Genomic DNA, 19,579 nt, shown 5'->3' on the forward strand with positions numbered 1-19,579 from the left:
ATTCCCATCGCGCTCAGAAGCTGGGGCGCGGCACCGGAACCGGGACGTTGGCGAGCTCGGCGACATCACCCTGCCCGGCGACATCGCTGCCTGCCTTGGCGGTCTTGTCGCCGCTGCCCGGAATAAGCCCGGCGAAGGCAAGCTTCAGCGGACGGTTGATCTCGTGGATATAGGGCGACAGCAGCTTCTGCCGGCCGCCCTCGTCGCGGCCTTCGCTACGGACCTTCGCCGCCTGCTTGGAGCAGATCTCCTTGCTGACGTCCGAAACCACTTCACGGCCTTCGCCGTAAGGCGCGATGGCGGTCAGCGACGGTTTTCCGGCCGCAGGGGTCGTCAGCGCCATCTGAAGAAGCCGGGCCGACTCGTCGGCGCGGGCGCCGAGGCTATCCTCGCCGAGCACGACCGATATGACGCTGCGACCAGAGCGGCTCGCCGACGATACCTGGTTGAAGCCCGACGCGCAGATGAAGCCGGTCTTCATGCCGTCGGCCCCTTCGAAGCGGCCGATCAGCATGTTGTAGTTTGCATAGTCCTTCTTGCCGGTGGTGAAGCCTTCCAGCGAGAAATAGGAGGCATATTGCGGAAACTCGCGCTTCAGCGTGATGGCCAGAACGGCAAGGTCACGCGCGGTCGTGTATTGGCCCTGCCCCGGCAAACCGTTGGCATTGATGAAATGCGACGAGGTCATGCCGATCCGCCGCGCTTCCGCGTTCATGCGGTCGATGAAAGCCTGCTCCGTTCCGCCGACCGTTTCCGCAATCGCCACGGCGACGTCATTGGCGGATTTGACGAGCATCATCTTTAACGCGCTGTCGAGCGTCATCGCCTGCCCGGGCTTGTAGAACATCTTGCTCGGCGGCTCGGCCGCCGCGTTCTTCGTCATCACCACCGGGCTTTCCAGCGTCAGCTGTCCCGCCTGGATTGCCCGAAACGTCGTATAGGCCGTCATCAGCTTGGTCAGCGACGCCGGATACCATTTCTGGAAGATGTCCTGATGCTCGTAGACCTTGAGAGTTGCGACGTCGACAACGAGCCGCGGATTGGCCGACGCCGGAAGCGCCGCCGCCAATGCCGCACAAACACCGGCAAAAACGCCCATCGCGCCTGCCCTGTTGCGCATCAGAAGTCGAACTGTCACCACTATCTTAACCTCGAATTTCCGCAGTTGCCTCGTATCGTCCGGCTATTTAGCCTATATGGCAAGGAGATGGCAAAGCCCATTCACCTCGCCGTCAGGCCACCCACCGAACAGACCCACAGGGAAGCATCATGCCGATATTGAACCGCGCTGCCGAACTCCAGAACGAAGTGACCGAATGGCGGCGCCATCTGCACATGAACCCGGAGCTCCTGTTCGCGGTGGAAAATACGGCAGCCTTCGTCGAAAGGAAACTGAAGGAATTCGGCGTTGACGAGATCGTGACCGGCCTCGGCCGGACGGGCGTCGTAGGGCTTATCCGCGGCAGTCTCGGCCCCGGCCGCACCATCGGCCTCAGGGCCGACATGGACGCCCTGCCGATCACCGAGACGAGCGGCAGGGCCTGGTCGTCGACGACCCCCGGCAAGATGCATGCCTGCGGCCACGACGGCCACACCGCCATGCTGCTTGGTGCAGCGAAATATCTCGCCGAGACGCGCAACTTCGCCGGCAGCGTCGCCGTCATCTTCCAGCCGGCCGAGGAAGGCGGCGGCGGCGGCAACGAGATGGTCAAGGACGGCATGATGGAACGCTTTGCCATCGAGGAGGTCTATGGCATGCACAATATGCCGGGCATGCCGGTCGGTCATTTCGGCAGTCGCGTCGGGCCGATCATGGCTTCGACCGACGAGTTCACCATCACCATCAAGGGGCGCGGCGGCCATGCGGCGCAGCCGCACAAGACCATCGATCCGATCGCCATCGGCGCGCAGATCGTCAATGCGCTGCAGACGATCGCCTCGCGCACCGTCGACCCGCTTGCCTCCATCGTCGTTTCCGTCACCAAGTTCAATGCCGGCTTCGCCCACAACGTCATTCCGGAACAGGCGGTCCTGGCCGGCACGGTGCGCGCGCTGACGCCCGAGGTGCGCGACACCGGCGAGACGCGCATCCGCCGGATCGCCGAAAGCATTGCCGGCGCCTATGGCGCGACGGTCGACGTCTGGTACGGCCGCAACTATCCTGTCACCGTCAACCATGCCGAAGAGACCGGCCACGCGCTTGCCGCCGCCGCAACGGTCGCCGGCCAAGGCAACGTCAATGCCGCGCTCGATCCGATGATGGGCGGCGAGGACTTCTCCTACATGCTACTTGCCCGGCCCGGCGCCTTCGTCTTCATCGGCAACGGCGATTCCGCCGGTCTCCACCATCCCGCCTACGACTTCAACGACGAAGTGATCCCGCACGGGATTACCTATTGGGTGAAGCTCGCCGAAGCGCGGCTCGCCGCCTGATAGATCGGAGCAGGGGCAGGCAGATGCACCAGATCGACAAGACCGATCGCCGGATCCTCAATATCCTGCAGGCCGACGGGCGGATCACCAATCTCGAACTGGCGGACCGCATCGGCCTCTCGCCGACCGCGACGAGCGAGCGGCTGCGGCGGCTTCTGAAAGAGGGCTACGTATCCGGCTTCGGGGCGCGCCTCGATCCGCACAAGCTCGGTTTCGGGCTGCTGGTCTTCATCGAAGTGATGCTCGACAAGACGACGCCGGAGGTCTTCGACCAGTTCGCCGCCGCCATCAAGCAGGCGCCTGCGGTGCTCGAATGTCACATGGTCGCCGGCGGGTTCGACTACCTCGTCAAGACCCGTTTCGAGGATATGACCGCCTACCGCAATTTCCTCGGCCAGGTGCTTTGGACGCTGCCGGGCGTCAAGGAGACCCGCACCTATGCGGTGATGGAGGAAATCAAGAACGACGGGCCGCTGCCGCTCGTTTGACGGCAGCGGCTCGTCAGATCATGCCTTGATCGAAGCCATGTCGATTACGAAGCGATAGCGCACGTCGCTCTTCAGCACCCTCTCATAGGCGGCGTTGACCTCCTCCATCCGGATCGTCTCGATCTCCGAGACGATGCCGTGCTCGCCGCAGAAATCCAGCATCTCCTGGGTTTCCTTGATCGAGCCGATCATCGAGCCCGAAATGCTGCGCCGCGCCGGCACCAGCGAGAAGGCATGAACCGGCACCGGCTTCTCGGGAATGCCCACGACCACGAAATCGCCGTCGACCTTCAAGAGGTTGAGATAGGCGTTCCAGTCGATCTCGGTGCCCACGGTGCAGATGATCAGATCGAAGCTTCCGGCCAGTTTCTCGAAGGTCTGCGGATCGTTCGTTGCATAATAGTGGTCGGCTCCGAGTTTCAGCCCGTCTTCCTTCTTGGACAATGTCTGGCTGAGGACGGTGACCTCTGCACCCATCGCATGGGCGAGCTTGACGCCCATGTGGCCGAGACCGCCCATGCCGACGATCGCCACCTTCTTTCCAGGCCCCGCCTTCCAGTGGCGGAGCGGCGAATAGAGCGTGATGCCGGCGCAGAGCAGCGGCGCGGCCGCATCAAGCGGCAGGTTCTCGGGGATCGAGAGGACATAGCCCTCCTTGACGACGATGTGATCGGAATAGCCGCCCTGGGTCGGGGTCTTCCCATCGGCCTCGACCCCGTTATAGGTCACGACCAGGCCGGGCATGTAATGTTCGAGATCGGGATCGCGGGTGGCGCAGGTCGTGCAGGAATCGACGAAGCAGCCGACGCCGACCCGGTCGCCGCGCTTGAACTTGGTGACCTTGGAGCCGACGGCCCGAACGATGCCGACGATTTCGTGGCCGGGCACCATGGGAAAGGTCGAGTTCCCCCATTCATTGCGGGCCTGGTGGATGTCGGAGTGGCAGACGCCGCAATACTGGATGTCGATGACGACGTCGTCGTCGCGCGGTTCGCGACGTTCGAAGGTGAAAGGGGCGAGCGGCTTCGATGCGTCCGTTGCCGCATATCCTCTTGCGATGGCCATGGGGTCTTTCCTTCATGTCTGGGAATAGCGCGCCGCGCGGAGGCATGGACCTCGGGCGGCAAGGCGGACTATGCTGTTCCTGGGCGGCACTGCGTTAGTGCGATCCTGCAAAGTTTTTGCACAATCCTGCAAGAATGAAAGAACGGCCGTTGCGTCGCAACGTCCTCCTCCTATCTGTGCCCCATCTCATAAGCCCCAAGCACCGGAAAGAATATAGAAGATGTCAGAACTGCAACGGACGCCGCGCCAGGAGATGATCGACATCATTGCCCGGATTGCCGCGGTGGACGGCGACCACCCGACGATCATTCCGGGCCTCAGCATTCACCGGCATTCGAGCTCCGCCAAGCCGAATTGTGCCGCCTACAAGCCGAGTCTCGCAATCATCGTCCAGGGCGCCAAACGCGTCCTGCTCGGCGGGGAGCTGTTCGTCTATGGCGCATCGGACTATCTGCTGACGTCGATCGACCTGCCGGTCCTGTCGCAAATTTCCTTGGCTTCCAACGACGAGCCCTATCTCAGCATGAATTTTCAGATCGATACGGCGAAGATTCCAGCGCTTATCGACAGGGTCGGCGATCAGACGGCAAGGTCACCCGCGTCGCCGCGCGGCATGACGGTTAACAAGCTTACGGCGGACCTGGAAGACGCGGCACTGCGACTGCTGCGGCTCCTCGATCGCCCCGCCGAGATGCCCATCCTGTTGCCGCTTATCGAACAGGAAATCCTCTATCGGCTGCTGATTGGGCCACATGGTGCCAGGCTGCGGCAGATGACGACCGCTGAAAGCCAGCCACACCAGATCGGCCGCGCCGTCGCCTGGCTGAAGGAGCACTACTCCCACCCGCTCCGCATCGACGATCTGGCAAACCGGGTCAGCATGAGCGTCTCCTCGCTGCATCATCATTTCAAGGCGATCACGGCGATGAGCCCGCTGCAATACCAGAAGCAGCTCCGCCTGCAGGAAGCACGCCGGCTGATGCTGGAGGAGCGCCTCGACGCGGGCGACGCCGGTCATCAGGTTGGTTACGACAGCCAGTCGCAGTTCAGCCGCGAATATGCGCGCCACTTCGGTGAGCCGCCGATGCGCGACATCGGCCGCGTTCGCCGAAGCCTCGTCGATCTTTTGACCGGTGAGCCGGAGATGCTGAGCGAGGGGTAGTCGGGCTCTACCACCCCTCCTCCAACACCTTTGCCAGCATGGCGGCGAAGAAATCGGCGCTCTCGCGGCTGAGGCAGAGCGGCGGCTTGATTTTCAAGACGTTGAGATGGTCGCCGGTCGGCTGCATGATGACGCCGAGCTCCAGGAGACGGTCGCAGATCGCCGCCGTCTCCTCCGTCGCCGGCTCCAGGGTCTCGCGGTCGCGGACGAATTCCACGCCGAGATAGAGCCCCATGCCGTGCACCGCACCGACGATCGGGATTAGCTCACCGAGCGCTTGCAGCCGCTCCTTGAGATGATCACCCACCGTGCGGGCGTTCTCCTGCAGCGCCTCGTCATGCAGGATGTCGAGGACGGTCAGCCCGACGACGGAGCTCACCGGGCTGCCGCCGGCGGAAGAGAAGAAATAGCCTTCCTTCTCGAGCGCCTCGGCGATTTCGCGGCGGGTGATCACCGCTCCGAGCGGGTGGCCATTGCCCATGCCCTTGGCGACGGAGATGATATCCGGCACGACGCCCTGTTCCTCGAAACCCCAGAAATAGTGACCGAGCCGGCCATAGCCGACCTGTACCTCGTCCGCGATGCACACACCGCCACGCGCCCTGACCATCCGATAGAGGGCCTCGAGATAACCGGGCGGCAGCGGAATGCCGCCGGCATTGCCGTAGACCGCTTCGCAGATGAAACCGGCGAGGCCCCCGCCGTTCTCATCCAGTTCCTCAAGCTTTGCCGCGACCGCCCCGACATAGTCGCCGGTCGAGCTTTCGCCGCGATACGGCCCGCGATAGGTATTCGGCGAGACGACCGGGTGCACCCACTGGGGCCGGGTTGTCAGAGCCTGCGGATTGTCGGCGATGGAGGTCGAGACGGCGTCGCTGGCGACCGTCCAGCCATGATAGGCCTCCAGCAGCGAGACCACGCTGCGCGCGCCGGAATGGGCCCAGGCGAGGCGGATGGCGAGGTCGTTCGCTTCCGAGCCGCTGTTGACGAGAAAGACCGTGTCGAGGCCTTCCGGTGCAAGAGCCGCAAGCCGCTCGGAAAACTCGGCGACGGCCGCGTAGTGGAAGCGGGAATTGGTGTTAAGCAGCGACCATTGCCGTCCAACCGCAGCCGAGAGGCGCGGATGCCCGTGCCCGACAATGGTGACGTTGTTGACCATGTCGAGATAGGCCCGCCCCTCGACGTCGAAGAGATGCTCCTTCCAGCCACGCTCGATCTGCGGGGGCTTGCGGTAATAGTTCTTCTGCGGCCGCGCGAAATGGCGCTGCCGTCGATCGAGCAGCGCCGCCGCTTGCGGTGGCGGCGCATCGCAATCGAAACCGAGGATTGGCCCCGGCGACGGAGAGAGCCTCCGCCAGGCTTCCGCCTGATGCGGGACCGCAAAAGGCGGCGGGTCGATTTCCGCGGCGGTGCAAAGCTGCACGCGCATGAAGCCGAGCGCTGAAGCGTCGCCGGGGACCGTGCCGATCCGGTCCCCTGCCTCGACGCTCCCATCTTCAAGTGTTGCCGGCTCGATCCCCAGCAGATGGAGGTGGAGGCCCTGCGTCGAAAGAATCAGCCTGCCGCGGCGCTGGTGCAGCTGCCCGGCAAAGGGCGCGTGAACTGCGGTCTGCCCGTGCAGGCAGAGGTCGACATGGAGGGCGAGCGTCTGGGGAGGCTTGGCCTGGAGAAGGCGCGTTTCGGTCAGGCGGAATTCGCCGTAGCGGGTCGCGGCAGCCCCGGCGGCCCGCGCCGCCGACTGCAGGAGCAGCGCCTCGGTATCCTCGTAGTGCCAGCGGTCGGCGGGCAGATGCGGTCCGAGCAGCGACAGGTCGACGATACCGACCCGGTGAGGATCGACGTCCGGCATCAGGCGGCCACTCTCCGGGAGGACGGGCGACGCATCCTCCTTGCCGATCGCCTGATGAATGGCATGATCCATAAGCTCGAAGGGAACGGAGACGGCGACATCGAAGATTTCGCGCTCATGTGCGGCATTGCCCTGGACATATGCGTTGTCCGGCTCGATCTCGAGCTGCCGTGCCGAGCTTGCAACGAGAATGCCGGCGCGCGCGACGATCAGCGGCCAGAGTGCCTTGATTTCGGCCTCGGTCAGCGGGCAGACGGCATGGAACGCCTTGACCGCCGGCAGGATGCGGAAAGGATCGCCGTCGACATGGTGAAGCAGCGACGCACAGGTGACCGCGAGCTCCGCCACCAGCCAGCCTTGGAGCACGTCGCCGAAATCGATGACGCCCTCGGGCACCAGGCGGCCGCCCTTCTCCGCCCGGCTCACGACATTGTCGTCGGTGACATCCTGATGGATCGCCCTGAGGCGCAGCTCCGGCATCAGCGGCTGAACGCGGCGCATCGCCCCCACCATCGCCTCGGCGATGCGCTTGCGCAAATCGACATCGGTCATCGCCGAAAGCAGCTGAAGCGCCACTGGACCGGCTCGCCGGAGATCCCATTGCAGTTGCCGGACGAGCCCCGGATGGTCGAAGTCCGCGAGTGCCGCGGCGAGCCGACCGGCGAGGTCGCCAAGGGCCGATACCGTTTCTGCCGACAGGTGCTTGCGGCGCGTCAGCGGGGTTCCCGCGAGGTAGGTCAGCAGCCGGAACTGGTAGGTGACGTCGCGCACGGCGGCACTGACGATCTCTTCGCCATCGCGCGCCGGAACGACCCGCGGCACCATCGGCGCATTGGCCTTGGCGCCCACATGGCGCAACGCCGCATTTTGCGCCTCGAGTTCGACGCGCTCGTATTCCGCCCTCGCAATCTTCAGCACGAAGCGGCCTTCGCCCGTATCGACACGGTAGTTGCGGTCCTGCTGGCTGCCGAGTTCGGTAAGATCCCCGGAGACGCCGTAATGTTCGAGCAGGATCGCCTTTGCCTCATCCGCCGACACGTCGGGCCTTGCGAGCTCGGTGCGGCGCTTCAGCGAGTCCTCTTCCATCGTTCCGCTCCCGTTCGTCTCAAGGCTTCTTACGATGAAACGCCTTCGAGGCGATAGCGCGTACCGGGATAGATGAGCCGCGCGACCGTGACATTCCGGTTTTCCGACCAGGTCCGGCGGCGGATCATCAGGCAGGGTTCGTTGCGGCCGATCGAAAGCAGCTTGCATTCCCAGGGCTGCGGTAACACCGCCTCGACGACCTGTTCGGTGCGGGTGATCGGCGCAACCAGCGTCAGGTAGGCGTTCGGCGTCGTGCTCACGAAATCCTGCTTAAGATAGTCGGGGCAGATCACCGGATTGACGAAACGATCCTCGAGTTGGATCGGCATGCCGTTTTCCGCGTGAACGATGATCGAGTGGAAGACCCGTGCCCCGGTCGAGAGCCCCAGCGCACCGGCAATGTCGGGGTTTGCCGATATCTCTTCGAGACGATCGATGCGAGAGCTGTGACGGTGACCCCGCTCGCGAATCTCATCGGCGATGTTGCGGACTTCGAGCAGCGCGGTGCTGCCCTTGTGAGGCGCGACGAAGGACCCGACACCTTGCACCCGGGTGATGGCGCCCTCGCTTGCCAGCTCGCGCAAGGCGCGGTTCGCGGTCATCCGGCTGACCCCGAGATCGGCAACAATGTCGTTTTCGGAGGGGATGCGATGATGCTCCGGCCACTCCCCGCTTTCGATGCGGCTGCGGATGAACTGCTTCACCGCCTCATAGCGCGGGATGGGTCCATCCTCGAAGGCGGATGCGTCGCTTTTGCGCTCCATTGACGGCATAGTATGCTCCGTTCGTCGATGCCGGACCGACATGCGACCGGCGACCACGGATTGTTTTCGACGATTTTTAGGTTGCGCGCCACCAGAAAATATCTATAGTTCCATATACAACCACGTACAGGGAGAAAGCGATGTCTGCCTTTTCCGCTCACCGGCTCTTTGCCGAGCAGGCGCTTCTGTCGACCGGTTGGGCGCAGAACGTGGTCATTTCCCTAGACAGTGACGGATGCATTGCCGCCGTCGAAACGGCCCGGGCGCCGGCAGCGGGCGACGAACGCATCGCCGGCCCCCTTGTCCCGGCCATGTCGAACCTGCATTCCCATGCCTTTCAGCGCGCCATGGCCGGCCTTGCCGAAGTGGCCGGTAGCGGCGACGACAGCTTCTGGACATGGCGCGAGACAATGTACCGCACCGTCGGCCTTGTCGATCCGGACGATGTCGAGGCGATCGCCGCGAAGCTCTATGTGGAGATGCTGAAGGGTGGCTTCGGCCGAGTGGTCGAATTCCACTATCTTCATCACCAGGCGGACGGCACCTCCTATGCCGATCCGGCGGAAATGTCGCTGCGCATCCTGAACGCCGCCCGTACGACCGGCATCGGACTCACGCACCTGCCGGTTTTCTACGCGCATGCCAACTTCGGCGGCATGGAGCCCAATCCGGGCCAGCGCCCTTTCCTTCACGATCCGGATCGCTTTCTTGCCCTGCTCGAACGGCTGGTTCCGGCGAGCGCCGAGGCCGGCGCCGAGCTCGGCTATGCCATCCATTCCCTGCGCGCCGCCACGCCCCAAGAGATGCGAGAGATCCTCGGGTCGGCACCGGTTTCCGGACCGATCCACATCCACGTCGCGGAGCAGACCCGCGAGGTCGAGGATTGCCTCGCCTGGAGCGGCCGTCGCCCAGTCGAATGGCTGCTCGACGAAATGCCGGTCGACGAGCGCTGGTGCGCCATTCATGCGACGCATATGACGCCGGAGGAAACCGAGCGGCTGGCGAAATCGGGAGCGGTTGCCGGTCTCTGCCCGGCGACCGAGGCCAATCTCGGCGACGGCATCTTTCCCGCCACCGATTTCCTTGCCGCCGGAGGACGTCTCGGCATCGGCACCGACAGCCATGTGGCGACCAGCGTCGCGGAAGAGCTCCGGCTTCTCGAATACGGCCAGCGGCTGCGCGACCGCAGGCGCAACCGGCTCGCCGCTCCCGGCGCCTCGGTCGGCAGGACGATCTTCGACGCCGCACTCGCCGGCGGTGCCCGGGCGGCCGGTCTCGGTACGGCGGGCATTCAGGTCGGCGCGCGGGCGGACCTCGTCGTGCTCGATGGCGCCAATCCCTATATCGCCGCGGCAAGCGACAATCAGTTTCTCGACCGCTGGCTTTTTGCGCTCGGCGGCGAGACGGTCCGCGACGTCATGGTCGCCGGCCAATGGAAGATCCGCAATGGACACCATGACCGGGAGGAAGACATCGACCGCGCCTTCGCGCGGGTTCTCACCAAGCTGAAATAGCAATCCAGTCGACGATCAAAAAAGGGGAATGCGCATGTCGATCAGCACTATGAAACTCACCTTCGCCGCCGCCGGCCTGATGCTTGCGGCTTCTGCGAGCGCGGCCAACGCCTCCTATTGCAGCGACGGAAAGACCGTGACCTTCGCCGGCATCGATTGGGAAAGCGGCGCCTTCATCACGGAAGTCATGAAGACGATCCTGGCCAAGGGCTACGATTGCCAGGTGGATTCCATACCCGGCAATTCCGTCACGCTCGAGCAGGCGACCGCCAACAATGACGTACAGATTTTTGCCGAGGAATGGCTTGGCCGCTCCGACGTCTGGAACAAGGCGGTCGAAGAAAAGAAGGTGGTTGCTGTCGGCAAGACCTTCGTCGGTGCCAGCGAAGGCTGGTTCGTGCCGGACTATGTCGTCCACGGCGATCCCGCTCGCAACATCGAAGCCAAGGCGCCGGATCTCAAGAGCGTCTCTCAGCTTTCCGACCCTAAGGTCGTCGAAGTGTTTGCCGATCCGGAGGAACCGTCCAAGGGGCGCTTCCTGAATTGCCCCTCCGGCTGGACCTGCGAGGGCGTCAGCACTGCCAAGCTCGAAGCCTACAAGCTCGGCGAGGCCTATGTGAACTTCCGGCCCGGCACCGGCACGGCGCTCGATTCGGCGATCACCTCCGCCTATCTCCAGGGCGAGCCGATCCTCTTCTACTACTGGTCGCCGACGGCCATCATGGGCAAATTCAAGCTCGTCCAGCTGGAAGAGCCGGCATACAACGAGGCCTGCTGGAAGGAACTGAGCAGCGCCAACGGCAAGCGCGATCAGGGCTGCGCCTTCCCTTCCGTCGAGGTCGCCTATGGCGTGAACAGCACCTTCGCTTCGGAGGCTCCGGAGATCATCGCGATTCTCGAAAAGGCGACCTTCCCGCTCGAAGCGGTCAACGGCAGCCTTGCCTATATGGCCGACAACAAGGTCGACGCCGCCGCTGCCGCCGCGGAATTCCTCAAGACCAAGGCCGACGTCTGGGGCAAATGGGTTTCCGAAGAGGCCCGCGGCAAGATCGAAGCGAGCCTCAAATAAGACGAGCTCAATTCCGTCTGCGTTCGCCGCGCCTTATCCTTCCACCACGGTAAGGCGCGGCGCCCGCAATCTGCCAAGATGCCCGCGGACAGGCGGCGATGATCGCCGGCGGCTATCCGAGCAAGGATTTTTCCGATGTTTCCGGACTCTCTCAATCTTTCGATCCGCGCCCCGGTGAACGAGTTCATCGAGGCGCTCGTCACCAACTACGGCTGGGTGTTCAAGGCGATCAGCGGCGTCATCCTGAAGGCCGTGCTGTTCATCGAATGGATCCTGCGTGGCCTGCCCTGGTGGCTGGTGATTCTGGCCTTCATGGCGCTTGCCTGGCAGAGTTCGAAGCGCTGGACGCTGACGCTTGCCGTCGGTGCCCTGCTTCTCGCCGTCGGCGTGCTCGGCCTCTGGGACCTGACGATGCAGACATTGGCCCTGATGCTGATGGCAACCATCGTCTCGGTGGTAGTCGGCGTGCCGATCGGCATCCTGGTCGCCAAGAGCCGCGTCGTGCGCAACGTCACCCTGCCGGTCCTCGACGTCATGCAGACAATGCCGAGCTTCGTCTACCTAATCCCGGCGCTGATGCTCTTCGGTCTCGGCAAGGTGCCGGCGATCCTCGCCACCATCATCTATGCGGTGCCGCCGCTGATCCGCCTGACCGATCTCGGCATCCGCCAGGTCGACGGCGAGGTTGTCGAAGCGGCAACCGCCTTCGGCGGCAGTCCGACGCAGATCCTCTTCGGCGTCGAGCTGCCGCTCGCCACTCCGACCATCATGGCCGGCCTCAACCAGACGATCATGATGGCTCTGTCGATGGTCGTCGTCGCCTCGATGATCGGCGCGCGCGGTCTCGGCGAGCAGGTGCTGAACGGCATCCAGACGCTCGACGTCGGCAAGGGGCTCGAGGCCGGCATCGGCATCGTTATTCTCGCAATCGTGCTCGACCGCATCACGCAGGGCTTCGGCAAGCCCCGGACGGAGGACGCCCGCAATGGCTGATATCGATATCCGCAACGTCTACAAAATCTTCGGGCACGACGCGAAGGCGGCGCTCGCCATGGCCAAGGATGGCCTCGACAAGGCCGATATTCTTGCCCGCTCCGGCTGCAGCGTCGGCCTCAACGATGTCAGCCTCAAGATCGGCGCCGGCAAGATTTTCGTGATTATGGGGCTTTCCGGGTCGGGCAAGTCGACCTTGGTGCGTCATATCAACCGGCTGATCGAGCCGACGAGCGGCAAGGTCGTGTTCGACGGCAGCAATATCCTCGATCTCGACGCAAAGGCGCTGCGTGCCTTCCGCATGCGGCGCGTCAGCATGGTGTTCCAGAGCTTCGCGCTGATGCCGCACCGGACCGTGCTGCAGAATGTCGTCTACGGCCAGCGCGTACGCGGCCTGTCGAAAGCCGATGCCCGCGAAATCGGCATGAAATGGATCGAGACCGTCGGCCTGTCAGGCTATGACGCGAAGTTCCCGCACCAGCTCTCGGGCGGCATGAAGCAACGCGTCGGTCTCGCGCGGGCGCTGGCCGCGGATACCGACGTGATCCTGATGGACGAGGCTTTCAGCGCCCTCGATCCGCTGATCCGCGCCGATATGCAGGATCAGTTGCTGCAACTGCAGCAGAACCTTGCAAAAACCATCGTCTTCATCACTCACGATCTCGACGAGGCCCTGCGCATCGGATCCGAGATCGCGATCTTGAAAGACGGTCAGGTCGTGCAGGTCGGCTCGCCCAGTGATATTCTCGATAATCCGGCAAACGACTATGTCGCGCGCTTCGTCCAGCGCCGGCAGGGAAGACCCGAGAAGCATGACTGAGACGATCCTCATCGATGGACCGCTGACATGGCGCGAGATCGCCGTCATCGCCGGTGGCGTTCGCCTTGCCTTGTCCGAGCGGACGCGTCAGCGGATCGTCGATGCCCGCCGGATCGTCGATGCGCTGGTCGAGCGCGGCATCCGCGGTTACGGTATCAATACCGGCGTCGGTGCGCTTTGCGATGTCGTCATCAGTCGCGAGAACCAAGAGGCTCTGTCGCGCAACATCATTCTAAGCCACGCCTGCGGCGTCGGCGAACCTCTCGGGCGGGCCGAAGCCCGTGCCGTGATGGCAGCGCAGATCGCCAATTTCTCGCATGGCTACTCCGGCGTTCGGATCGAGACCGTCGAGGCGCTGATCGCCCTTCTGAATGCGGATATCATTCCGCTCATCCCCTCGCGCGGTTCGGTCGGTTATCTCACCCACGCTGCCGCGATCGGGCTCGTTCTGATCGGTCATGGCGCGGCCGCGCACGGGGCCGAAACGCTCAGCGGCATGGAGGCGCTCGCTCGGGTGGGGCTGGAGCCCTTGCGGCTCGAAGCAAAGGAGGGTCTCAGCCTCGTCAACGGCACGCCTTGCGCCACCGGGCAGGCTGCGCTGGCGCTGGCCCGCACGGAACGGCTCTTCGGCTGGGCCGACGCGGCCGCGGCGCTGACCTATGAAAATCTCGGCAGCCAGGCGGAGCCGTTTGCCGAGGCACCACTGACACTGCGCCAATCGCCAGGTCTCCAGGCGGTCGGCAAGACCTTGCGTCGCTGGCTCGCGGAAAGCCCGATGCTTGCCGAGACAGCGGGCAGCCGCACGCAGGATCCGTTAAGTCTGAGAGCCGTGCCGCAGGTGCATGGGGCGGCGCGCGACGCCTTCTACCAGGTAGCCGAGATCGTCGACCGGGAACTAGCAAGCGTTACCGACAATCCGGCCGTGTTCGGTTCGCCCGAGGCACCCCAGGTCCACTCACAGGCGCATGCCGTCGGAGCCGCGCTCGGACTTGCAATGGATACTCTCGCCGTCGCCGTGTCAGAGGTCGCCGCGATTTCGGAGCGCCGCATCGACCGTCTGGTCAATCCGCTGGTGAGCGGCCTTCCGGCGTTTCTTGCCGATGACAGCGGCGTCTCCTCCGGTTTCATGATCGCCCAGTATACCGCCGCGGCCCTCGTCGCCGAGAACCGCCGGCTGGCAGCACCGGCAAGCCTTGACGGCGGTATCACCTCCGCGCTGCAGGAGGATATCCTGACCCATGCGACGCCTGCCGCATGGAAGGTCCTGTCGATCCTCGACAATCTCGAACGGATCGTCGCGATCGAATTGCTGGCCGCCGCCCAGGCCTATGACATGCAGCCCAAGTCGCGCGGCAGGGCACCGCGCACCGATGCTCTTTATGGCCGCATTCGCGGAGCAATCTCAACCTATGCCGACGACCGGCCGATGAACGAGGACTTCGACCGGATGCGCGACCTCATGCGAGGAGTGGCACCATGAAAATCCTGCGCTCAAACGACTACAGGCACATGCCCTGGAAGAACGGCGGCGGCGAGACAATCGAAATCGCCGTGTCGCCGGATCGCGCGCCGCTATCCGATTTCGACTGGCGCGTCAGCATGGCGACGGTTGCCAATGACGGCCTGTTTTCCAGCTTTCCCGGCATCGACCGGAGCCTTTCCATTCTCGAAGGCGCCGGGATGACACTATCGATCGAGGGCCGCCCCCCGAAGCTGTTGACGTCGGCCGACGCCCCGCTCTCCTTCCCTGCCGATGTCGCGACCTCGGCCAAGCTCACCAATGGCCCGATCACCGACCTGAATGTGATGAGCCGCCGGCAGACACTCAGGCACCGGGTGCGAAAGCTCCATGTCGAGCACTCGCAGCCGATCACCTCCCATGCCCGCGAACTCATCCTTTTCTGCCACCGCGGCAGCGTCGCGCTGTCGACCGAAGGCGTCTCGGCGACGCTGCACGCGCTAGATACGGCAGTGCTGCAGCAGCCGCTCGCCGTCACGCTTTCGGCGGACATCGCCTCGGAAGTCTTTCTTGTCGAGATCAGTTCCGCCTAGAGCACCAAGGCGTAGCGGATTGCACCGAAAAGCAGGAGCAAGGCGCCGAGCGCCATCATTGCCACCCCGTGCCAGTTCCGCGTCAGCCCGAGGAATCGCAGGCTCTGATGTCTTGGCTCCAGCGTCTGGGGGTCATTGTCGAGGGGATGCGGCGGCTCGCTCAACCGCCTTCGGCCAAGCGCCTCCCAGGTCATGACGAGAACGCCGCATATAAACAGGAATGCACCGGCGAGGACTGGCCACACGCGCTTGCTCCGCAATTCACTGCGCGATCACGCCTCAGCGTGTACGCGTCTGAGGACGCACGACATTCATCTGCAGCTCGTGGGCCGAAGCGTATCTGCCCAGCACCTTGATCAGGCGCTGCTCCTCTGCCTTGTGCAGACCGCTTCGCCTGCAGTACTCCGCCACGTCCCAGACATGCTTGGCATCGGTCTTTTCGAGCTTGCGGATGTCCATGTGTCTCATTCTGCACCTCCCACCTCTGGCGAGAAACGTCGCCGCTCCGATTTTGGTTCCACCGCCTCGGCAAGGCACCGAATGCGCGTCACGCGCTGCGATGCGCACCCGTGACGCCGTTTTCCGCGTCCCGCGCTTGCGTTCCCTCTTGCATGCAGTCGCGGCGAACGTCCTTCAGCTCCTGTTCGTCCAGCTTCTCTATTCCGATGAAGCGGTTCTCGGCGTCACTCACTCGGATCAGCTCGTCGATCTTGGCTTGCAGCGCGACACCGTCGCGGTTCTGTGAGTTCTGAAGCACGAAGACCATCAGGAATGTCGTGATCGTCGTACAGGTATTGACGGCGAGCTGCCATTTTACCGAGAAATCGAAGAGCGGACCACATATGGCCCAGATGACGATCGCCGAGGACGCCACGGCAAAAGTGTACGGCCTTCCGGCGAGCTCGGAAATTTGCTTTGAGAATTGGGTAAAGAATGGCTGCATCTGGCGTGCTCCTTCCGAAAGCCGCCAACGCGCCGACGGCCTGCTTGGTTCCTGCCGGCGAGGATGACGGCCAGCCGAACCGAGGGAACAAATCGCACTGCTTGCCGTTCAGCCTATGGCGCATCGCGTGCGACACGTATTGCGCGCCGTGCTTCGTTCCTCGTCCTTTGGATGTCGTCTCCCCGGACTGCTGCAGGGCGAAGGAGAGACAATCCTCTGCATGTTTCCTCAAATCGCCCATTTGAGGACAAAAACATGCAGGAATTCAAAGTGCTAAAGCGCCCTTGTGGGTCTGATAAGACGCACGGCGCTGTAGAACGGAAGAAGGACCCGATGCCTCAGAAAGACAACAAGCTTCAGAAACTGACACTGATGCTCGGCCAGACTGTCGCCGCGATGCGTGTCAATGAGATGGTGACATGCCGGTTGCTGCACTGGGTTGCTGCGCAGACCGACGACCCCCAGCGTTTCATTGCGGAAGCCATGGAGGATATGCGAGAAGAACTGAGGAGCGCGGCCGGGGCCGATGGCAGCCGGGTCACGGCGGAGGCGGCCCAGGAAGCTCTGGACTATCTCGACAACTTGGCCGCCGAGATGCTGGCTCCGCGAAGCCGCAAGCGCGTGTCCGGCGAGACCAAGGGCGTCTCACCGGTGGAAGGATATCACTTCCCTTCGTTCACATCCGTTCAAGACGGGCGGTTGAGCGCGGCCGCCCGTGATCCCTGAGGCTATGCCGGAAAGGCCCCGGCATATTTCGCCTCATTGCGCCCCATGATGCGGCACGGATTTCGGCGCCTCTTCCAGGAAGGTATAAGGCCCCTCCGGGCATTTGACGTCCGGATTGACCGGATGGAACAGGCCGAGCGGGTTCGGCTTGAAGATCCAGGCATGCAGGTCGTAATGATGCAGTTGCGCCGGTAGAAGCGGCTCATGGCCCTCCATCGGCCCGTCGAAAGGCTGCCCGAACAGCTCGGGCTTTGACTTAACACCGGTGGCGAGCGGGATCAGCCACTCGACGGCAACGAGCTGCAGCTTGTCCCCAACCGGCTCGTAGACCAGCAAAGTGGGCTTCATCGGGTCGGGCACCGGGCCGATCAGGGCGGGGTTCAGGAAATGCACCCCCATCGTGCCGGTCGCGAAGGTGACGCAGCCGAGCGTCGAGAAATAGCCGTCGCGCACGGCAACCACCGGATCCTGGTATTTTTCAAGCGACGCCTTGAGCTTCTCGAGCTCCGGCGGAAGCTTGTCGGACGCGTTGACCAGATGTGCGGACATGAAAGCAATGGCTGCCGCCAGACAGTTCGTCCATAGGCGGCGCAGCACCGGAGACATAGGCATGGCTCGGTCCTCCCTCGCTCCACTCGCCTCCCGCGAGGAGCGCGCGACATGATACAGCGGCGCCTTTCCGCGCGCTATTCATGCGATAGTTAGTGCCCGCCAGCAGATCAAGGATGAGGAGCGCCGATGACGCTCCTCCTCGACCCGCGGACGCCCGACCAGGCGGCACTCAAAGCCGAACATCCCACAGGGAAAACTTGGCTTCGAAGAGCCGATCCTCGTTCTCCGGAAGACCGATGTCGCGGCGCATGCGATCTGACAAATGCGAGACCCGGTTCGTCGTTTGACGATGCCTCCAGATGGCAATCAGAAGCGCACGCGCAGTCTTCCAGGCGCCGAATTTCCGGCACAGGTCATCGACCGTCGGAGCGAGGGTATCAACAACTAAAAATTGTGCTTCACGCATGATTTTTCCATCCCGGCGCATCGAGGCGGCCAGGTCCTTTCGAAGGTCAGAAACGCGCGGATGCGAAGGCGAAGATACGAAAATCGCTTCGTCAGCCGGTCACGTCAGATCAGGTGGAGATAGCGCCAATCGGCGGAAATCCGGGGTTTAATAGCCCTGGACACCAAATCGGCTCGGGCCAAATGCGCGATGCATCGATGCCACGGCAGCCGTTCCGCAAGAGGGGCGCATGGTCACGAGAGTGGAATTCATTGCACGCCTCCTCTGGCTTGAATTAAGAGTGATGCCAACATACACGAGTCCGGCCGATTGGCAAACACACAATTTCGGATTGTAGCAATTGCCGACAATTCGTTGCAAGACAGCAACAGCTTGGCGCTCCAGTGACAGCATGCCGGTGATCGTCTCTCGCCGGTCCCCGCGGGATAAGAAAATGTGGACGGCCTCTAGGCGGACCGGTCCAGCGGTGTCTTCTGCTGGCGGGTCGTCGCCGCCGCTCCGGAGACGCCGCAGCTCTCTATCGGCAAGAGCGGCTACTGATCGCTGCCGAGAAGCGCGGCGATTTCCCCCATCGCTGCGGCCGACAAAGCGCCCTTTTCGAGTGCGGCGAGATTCTCGCGCACCTGCGCCTCCGTCTTGAAGCCGGGGATCGGAAAGGTATTGGGGGAACGGGCGAGGATCCAGCCCAGGGCCCCCTGTGCCAAGGTCCTGCCGCCGGTCTGGAGGAGTTCCCGCACCGCGGCGAGGCGTTGCAGATGCTCGGCACGCGGCCGGCCGTCCTCGAAGAACCGCACCCAGCTGTGCCCGGCCGCCCTGACGTCAGTGGGTGGCAAGCGCGTATCCGGCCTGAACTTGCCGGTCAGGAATCCCATCGCCAGCGGCGAGCGATTGAGGCTGGCCAGATTGTTGCCCTCGCACATCGCAAGCATCTCCGGCCCATCCGTGAAGACGTTCAGCTCCTGCTGCACGGCGACGAAATGCGGGAACTTCACCATGCGCTTCGCCGCGGCGGCATTGTCCGTACTCCAGCCCCAGAAACGAATGGCGCCCCGCTCCGCCAATTTCTCGAGCGTTTCAGCGGCCGCATCCGCTTGATCGCTTGAAAGCTCGCCGACGTGGATTTGATAGAGGTCGATATAGTCGGTGCCCAAACGCCTGAGCGAAGCCGCGCAGGCCTCTTTGATATAGGCGGGAGTGACATCGGTGCCGACGAGAGCCCGGGCGGCGCGATCATAGGTATAGCCGAACTTGGTTGCGATGATTGCCTCGCCCCTTCGTCCGCTCAGCGCCCGGCCGATCACCTCCTCGCTGTGACCGGTTCCATAGGCATCGGCCGTGTCGATCAGCGATGCACCCATTTCGAGCCCGAGGCGGAGGGCACGGATCGACTGTTCGTCGTCGACCTCGCCCCAGCCATCCGGCTTTCCGTTGAGCGTGAAAAAGCCCCCGATCGCCCAGCCGCCGAGGCCGATAGCCGCGGCCGAAAGGCCGGACCGGCCCAATTGTCTGCGTAGAGTCGCGGGCATGTCGGTGGCAAGCATGGTATTCTCCTCACGATGCGGTGCTCATCAACCATGTCATCGCAAACCGGCGATCA

At 63.5% G+C, this 19,579-nt stretch carries 20 protein-coding genes; 10 read left to right on the forward strand and 10 right to left on the reverse strand.

Annotated features, from left to right (window positions below; translation table 11 throughout):
• Nucleotides 1-13: 13 nt before the first annotated feature.
• Nucleotides 14-1,099: a D-alanyl-D-alanine carboxypeptidase family protein gene (locus tag CO664_RS19930; protein WP_050988265.1), complete on the reverse strand. Its 1,086-nt coding sequence runs from the start codon at nucleotides 1,097-1,099 to the stop codon at nucleotides 14-16.
• A 170-nt stretch (nucleotides 1,100-1,269) separates the two neighbouring features.
• On the opposite strand from CO664_RS19930, the gene CO664_RS19935 reads away from it, so the two are divergent.
• Both CO664_RS19935 and CO664_RS19940 read left to right on the forward strand, forming a co-directional pair.
• Nucleotides 1,270-2,433: a M20 aminoacylase family protein gene (locus CO664_RS19935; protein WP_097526597.1), complete on the forward strand. Its 1,164-nt coding sequence runs from the start codon at nucleotides 1,270-1,272 to the stop codon at nucleotides 2,431-2,433.
• Between the two features lie 23 nt (nucleotides 2,434-2,456).
• Entirely contained in the window at nucleotides 2,457-2,921 is a 465-nt protein-coding gene (locus CO664_RS19940; RefSeq protein WP_037388644.1) for an Lrp/AsnC ligand binding domain-containing protein, read from the forward strand.
• 18 nt (nucleotides 2,922-2,939) lie between these two features.
• On the opposite strand, the gene CO664_RS19945 is transcribed toward CO664_RS19940, so the two are convergent.
• A complete protein-coding gene (locus CO664_RS19945; RefSeq protein ID WP_097526598.1) occupies nucleotides 2,940-3,986 on the reverse strand; it encodes an NAD(P)-dependent alcohol dehydrogenase in 1,047 nt (348 codons plus the stop codon).
• Between the two features lie 220 nt (nucleotides 3,987-4,206).
• On the opposite strand from CO664_RS19945, the gene CO664_RS19950 reads away from it, so the two are divergent.
• Nucleotides 4,207-5,148 (forward strand): AraC family transcriptional regulator, encoded by a 942-nt coding sequence (locus CO664_RS19950; RefSeq protein WP_097526599.1) that lies wholly within the window; start codon nucleotides 4,207-4,209, stop codon nucleotides 5,146-5,148.
• Between the two features lie 7 nt (nucleotides 5,149-5,155).
• On the opposite strand, the gene CO664_RS19955 is transcribed toward CO664_RS19950, so the two are convergent.
• On the reverse strand, nucleotides 5,156-8,083 hold the full coding sequence (locus CO664_RS19955; RefSeq protein WP_097539702.1) for an aminotransferase: 2,928 nt from the start codon (nucleotides 8,081-8,083) through the stop codon (nucleotides 5,156-5,158).
• A gap of 29 nt (nucleotides 8,084-8,112) precedes the next feature.
• Nucleotides 8,113-8,856: a histidine utilization repressor gene (gene hutC, locus CO664_RS19960; protein WP_037419879.1), complete on the reverse strand. Its 744-nt coding sequence runs from the start codon at nucleotides 8,854-8,856 to the stop codon at nucleotides 8,113-8,115.
• 131 nt (nucleotides 8,857-8,987) lie between these two features.
• Between hutC and hutF the strand changes: the two genes are divergently transcribed.
• The 6 genes from hutF to CO664_RS19990 all read left to right on the forward strand — a co-directional run bounded on the left by hutF (nucleotide 8,988) and on the right by CO664_RS19990 (nucleotide 15,295).
• On the forward strand, nucleotides 8,988-10,361 hold the full coding sequence (hutF, locus tag CO664_RS19965; protein WP_097539703.1) for a formimidoylglutamate deiminase: 1,374 nt from the start codon (nucleotides 8,988-8,990) through the stop codon (nucleotides 10,359-10,361).
• Between the two features lie 34 nt (nucleotides 10,362-10,395).
• The gene (locus tag CO664_RS19970) at nucleotides 10,396-11,430 is read left to right on the forward strand and encodes an ABC transporter substrate-binding protein (protein ID WP_097526710.1); all 1,035 of its coding nucleotides are present in this window, start codon (nucleotides 10,396-10,398) and stop codon (nucleotides 11,428-11,430) included.
• Between the two features lie 135 nt (nucleotides 11,431-11,565).
• Nucleotides 11,566-12,423, forward strand: a complete 858-nt coding sequence (locus CO664_RS19975) for a proline/glycine betaine ABC transporter permease (protein ID WP_097539704.1) — start codon at nucleotides 11,566-11,568, stop codon at nucleotides 12,421-12,423.
• Complete coding sequence (locus CO664_RS19980) at nucleotides 12,416-13,243, forward strand: betaine/proline/choline family ABC transporter ATP-binding protein (protein WP_097526603.1); 828 nt, start codon at nucleotides 12,416-12,418, stop codon at nucleotides 13,241-13,243. Before CO664_RS19975 ends, CO664_RS19980 begins: the two co-directional genes overlap by 8 nt.
• On the forward strand, nucleotides 13,236-14,723 hold the full coding sequence (gene hutH, locus CO664_RS19985; protein ID WP_097526604.1) for a histidine ammonia-lyase: 1,488 nt from the start codon (nucleotides 13,236-13,238) through the stop codon (nucleotides 14,721-14,723). The genes CO664_RS19980 and hutH overlap by 8 nt, the downstream gene beginning before the upstream one ends.
• The gene (locus CO664_RS19990; RefSeq protein ID WP_097539705.1) at nucleotides 14,720-15,295 is read left to right on the forward strand and encodes a HutD family protein; all 576 of its coding nucleotides are present in this window, start codon (nucleotides 14,720-14,722) and stop codon (nucleotides 15,293-15,295) included. Before hutH ends, CO664_RS19990 begins: the two co-directional genes overlap by 4 nt.
• On the opposite strand, the gene CO664_RS19995 is transcribed toward CO664_RS19990, so the two are convergent.
• The 3 genes from CO664_RS19995 to CO664_RS20005 form a co-directional block, all read right to left on the reverse strand.
• Nucleotides 15,292-15,540 (reverse strand): hypothetical protein, encoded by a 249-nt coding sequence (locus CO664_RS19995; protein WP_037419891.1) that lies wholly within the window; start codon nucleotides 15,538-15,540, stop codon nucleotides 15,292-15,294. The genes CO664_RS19990 and CO664_RS19995 overlap by 4 nt on opposite strands.
• 34 nt (nucleotides 15,541-15,574) lie before the next feature.
• Entirely contained in the window at nucleotides 15,575-15,763 is a 189-nt protein-coding gene (locus CO664_RS20000) for a hypothetical protein (protein WP_037419894.1), read from the reverse strand.
• A gap of 79 nt (nucleotides 15,764-15,842) precedes the next feature.
• Complete coding sequence (locus CO664_RS20005) at nucleotides 15,843-16,238, reverse strand: low affinity iron permease family protein (protein ID WP_097539706.1); 396 nt, start codon at nucleotides 16,236-16,238, stop codon at nucleotides 15,843-15,845.
• Nucleotides 16,239-16,493: 255 nt separating this feature from the next.
• Here CO664_RS20005 and CO664_RS20010 point away from each other — a divergent pair, with 255 nt between their 5' ends.
• Nucleotides 16,494-16,964: a hypothetical protein gene (locus CO664_RS20010; protein ID WP_234820289.1), complete on the forward strand. Its 471-nt coding sequence runs from the start codon at nucleotides 16,494-16,496 to the stop codon at nucleotides 16,962-16,964.
• Between the two features lie 33 nt (nucleotides 16,965-16,997).
• On the opposite strand, the gene CO664_RS20015 is transcribed toward CO664_RS20010, so the two are convergent.
• The 3 genes from CO664_RS20015 to CO664_RS20025 all read right to left on the reverse strand — a co-directional run bounded on the left by CO664_RS20015 (nucleotide 16,998) and on the right by CO664_RS20025 (nucleotide 19,523).
• Nucleotides 16,998-17,576 (reverse strand): hypothetical protein, encoded by a 579-nt coding sequence (locus CO664_RS20015; protein ID WP_097539707.1) that lies wholly within the window; start codon nucleotides 17,574-17,576, stop codon nucleotides 16,998-17,000.
• A gap of 169 nt (nucleotides 17,577-17,745) precedes the next feature.
• Nucleotides 17,746-17,982: a DUF1127 domain-containing protein gene (locus CO664_RS20020; RefSeq protein WP_097526606.1), complete on the reverse strand. Its 237-nt coding sequence runs from the start codon at nucleotides 17,980-17,982 to the stop codon at nucleotides 17,746-17,748.
• Between the two features lie 533 nt (nucleotides 17,983-18,515).
• A complete protein-coding gene (locus CO664_RS20025; RefSeq protein ID WP_037419910.1) occupies nucleotides 18,516-19,523 on the reverse strand; it encodes an aldo/keto reductase in 1,008 nt (335 codons plus the stop codon).
• Between the last annotated feature and the right edge of the window lie 56 nt (nucleotides 19,524-19,579).

This window comes from Sinorhizobium sp. NG07B (assembly GCF_002532005.1).
Taxonomy (GTDB): Bacteria; Pseudomonadota; Alphaproteobacteria; order Rhizobiales; family Rhizobiaceae; genus Sinorhizobium; species Sinorhizobium fredii_C.

Bases quoted from the DNA above. Each gene is read 5' to 3' on its own strand.
- CO664_RS20000 (WP_037419894.1), bottom strand. From the start codon at position 15,763: ATGAGACACATGGACATCCGCAAGCTCGAAAAGACCGATGCCAAGCAT.
- CO664_RS20015 (WP_097539707.1), bottom strand. From the start codon at position 17,576: ATGCCTATGTCTCCGGTGCTGCGCCGCCTATGGACGAACTGTCTGGCG.
- hutC (WP_037419879.1), bottom strand. From the start codon at position 8,856: ATGCCGTCAATGGAGCGCAAAAGCGACGCATCCGCCTTCGAGGATGGA.
- CO664_RS19940 (WP_037388644.1), top strand. From the start codon at position 2,457: ATGCACCAGATCGACAAGACCGATCGCCGGATCCTCAATATCCTGCAG.
- CO664_RS20005 (WP_097539706.1), bottom strand. From the start codon at position 16,238: ATGCAGCCATTCTTTACCCAATTCTCAAAGCAAATTTCCGAGCTCGCC.
- CO664_RS19990 (WP_097539705.1), top strand. From the start codon at position 14,720: ATGAAAATCCTGCGCTCAAACGACTACAGGCACATGCCCTGGAAGAAC.
- CO664_RS19975 (WP_097539704.1), top strand. From the start codon at position 11,566: ATGTTTCCGGACTCTCTCAATCTTTCGATCCGCGCCCCGGTGAACGAG.
- CO664_RS20010 (WP_234820289.1), top strand. From the start codon at position 16,494: ATGCAGGAATTCAAAGTGCTAAAGCGCCCTTGTGGGTCTGATAAGACG.
- hutH (WP_097526604.1), top strand. From the start codon at position 13,236: ATGACTGAGACGATCCTCATCGATGGACCGCTGACATGGCGCGAGATC.
- CO664_RS19935 (WP_097526597.1), top strand. From the start codon at position 1,270: ATGCCGATATTGAACCGCGCTGCCGAACTCCAGAACGAAGTGACCGAA.
- CO664_RS20020 (WP_097526606.1), bottom strand. From the start codon at position 17,982: ATGCGTGAAGCACAATTTTTAGTTGTTGATACCCTCGCTCCGACGGTC.
- CO664_RS19945 (WP_097526598.1), bottom strand. From the start codon at position 3,986: ATGGCCATCGCAAGAGGATATGCGGCAACGGACGCATCGAAGCCGCTC.
- CO664_RS20025 (WP_037419910.1), bottom strand. From the start codon at position 19,523: ATGCTTGCCACCGACATGCCCGCGACTCTACGCAGACAATTGGGCCGG.
- CO664_RS19955 (WP_097539702.1), bottom strand. From the start codon at position 8,083: ATGGAAGAGGACTCGCTGAAGCGCCGCACCGAGCTCGCAAGGCCCGAC.
- CO664_RS19970 (WP_097526710.1), top strand. From the start codon at position 10,396: ATGTCGATCAGCACTATGAAACTCACCTTCGCCGCCGCCGGCCTGATG.
- hutF (WP_097539703.1), top strand. From the start codon at position 8,988: ATGTCTGCCTTTTCCGCTCACCGGCTCTTTGCCGAGCAGGCGCTTCTG.
- CO664_RS19980 (WP_097526603.1), top strand. From the start codon at position 12,416: ATGGCTGATATCGATATCCGCAACGTCTACAAAATCTTCGGGCACGAC.
- CO664_RS19930 (WP_050988265.1), bottom strand. From the start codon at position 1,099: ATGGGCGTTTTTGCCGGTGTTTGTGCGGCATTGGCGGCGGCGCTTCCG.
- CO664_RS19950 (WP_097526599.1), top strand. From the start codon at position 4,207: ATGTCAGAACTGCAACGGACGCCGCGCCAGGAGATGATCGACATCATT.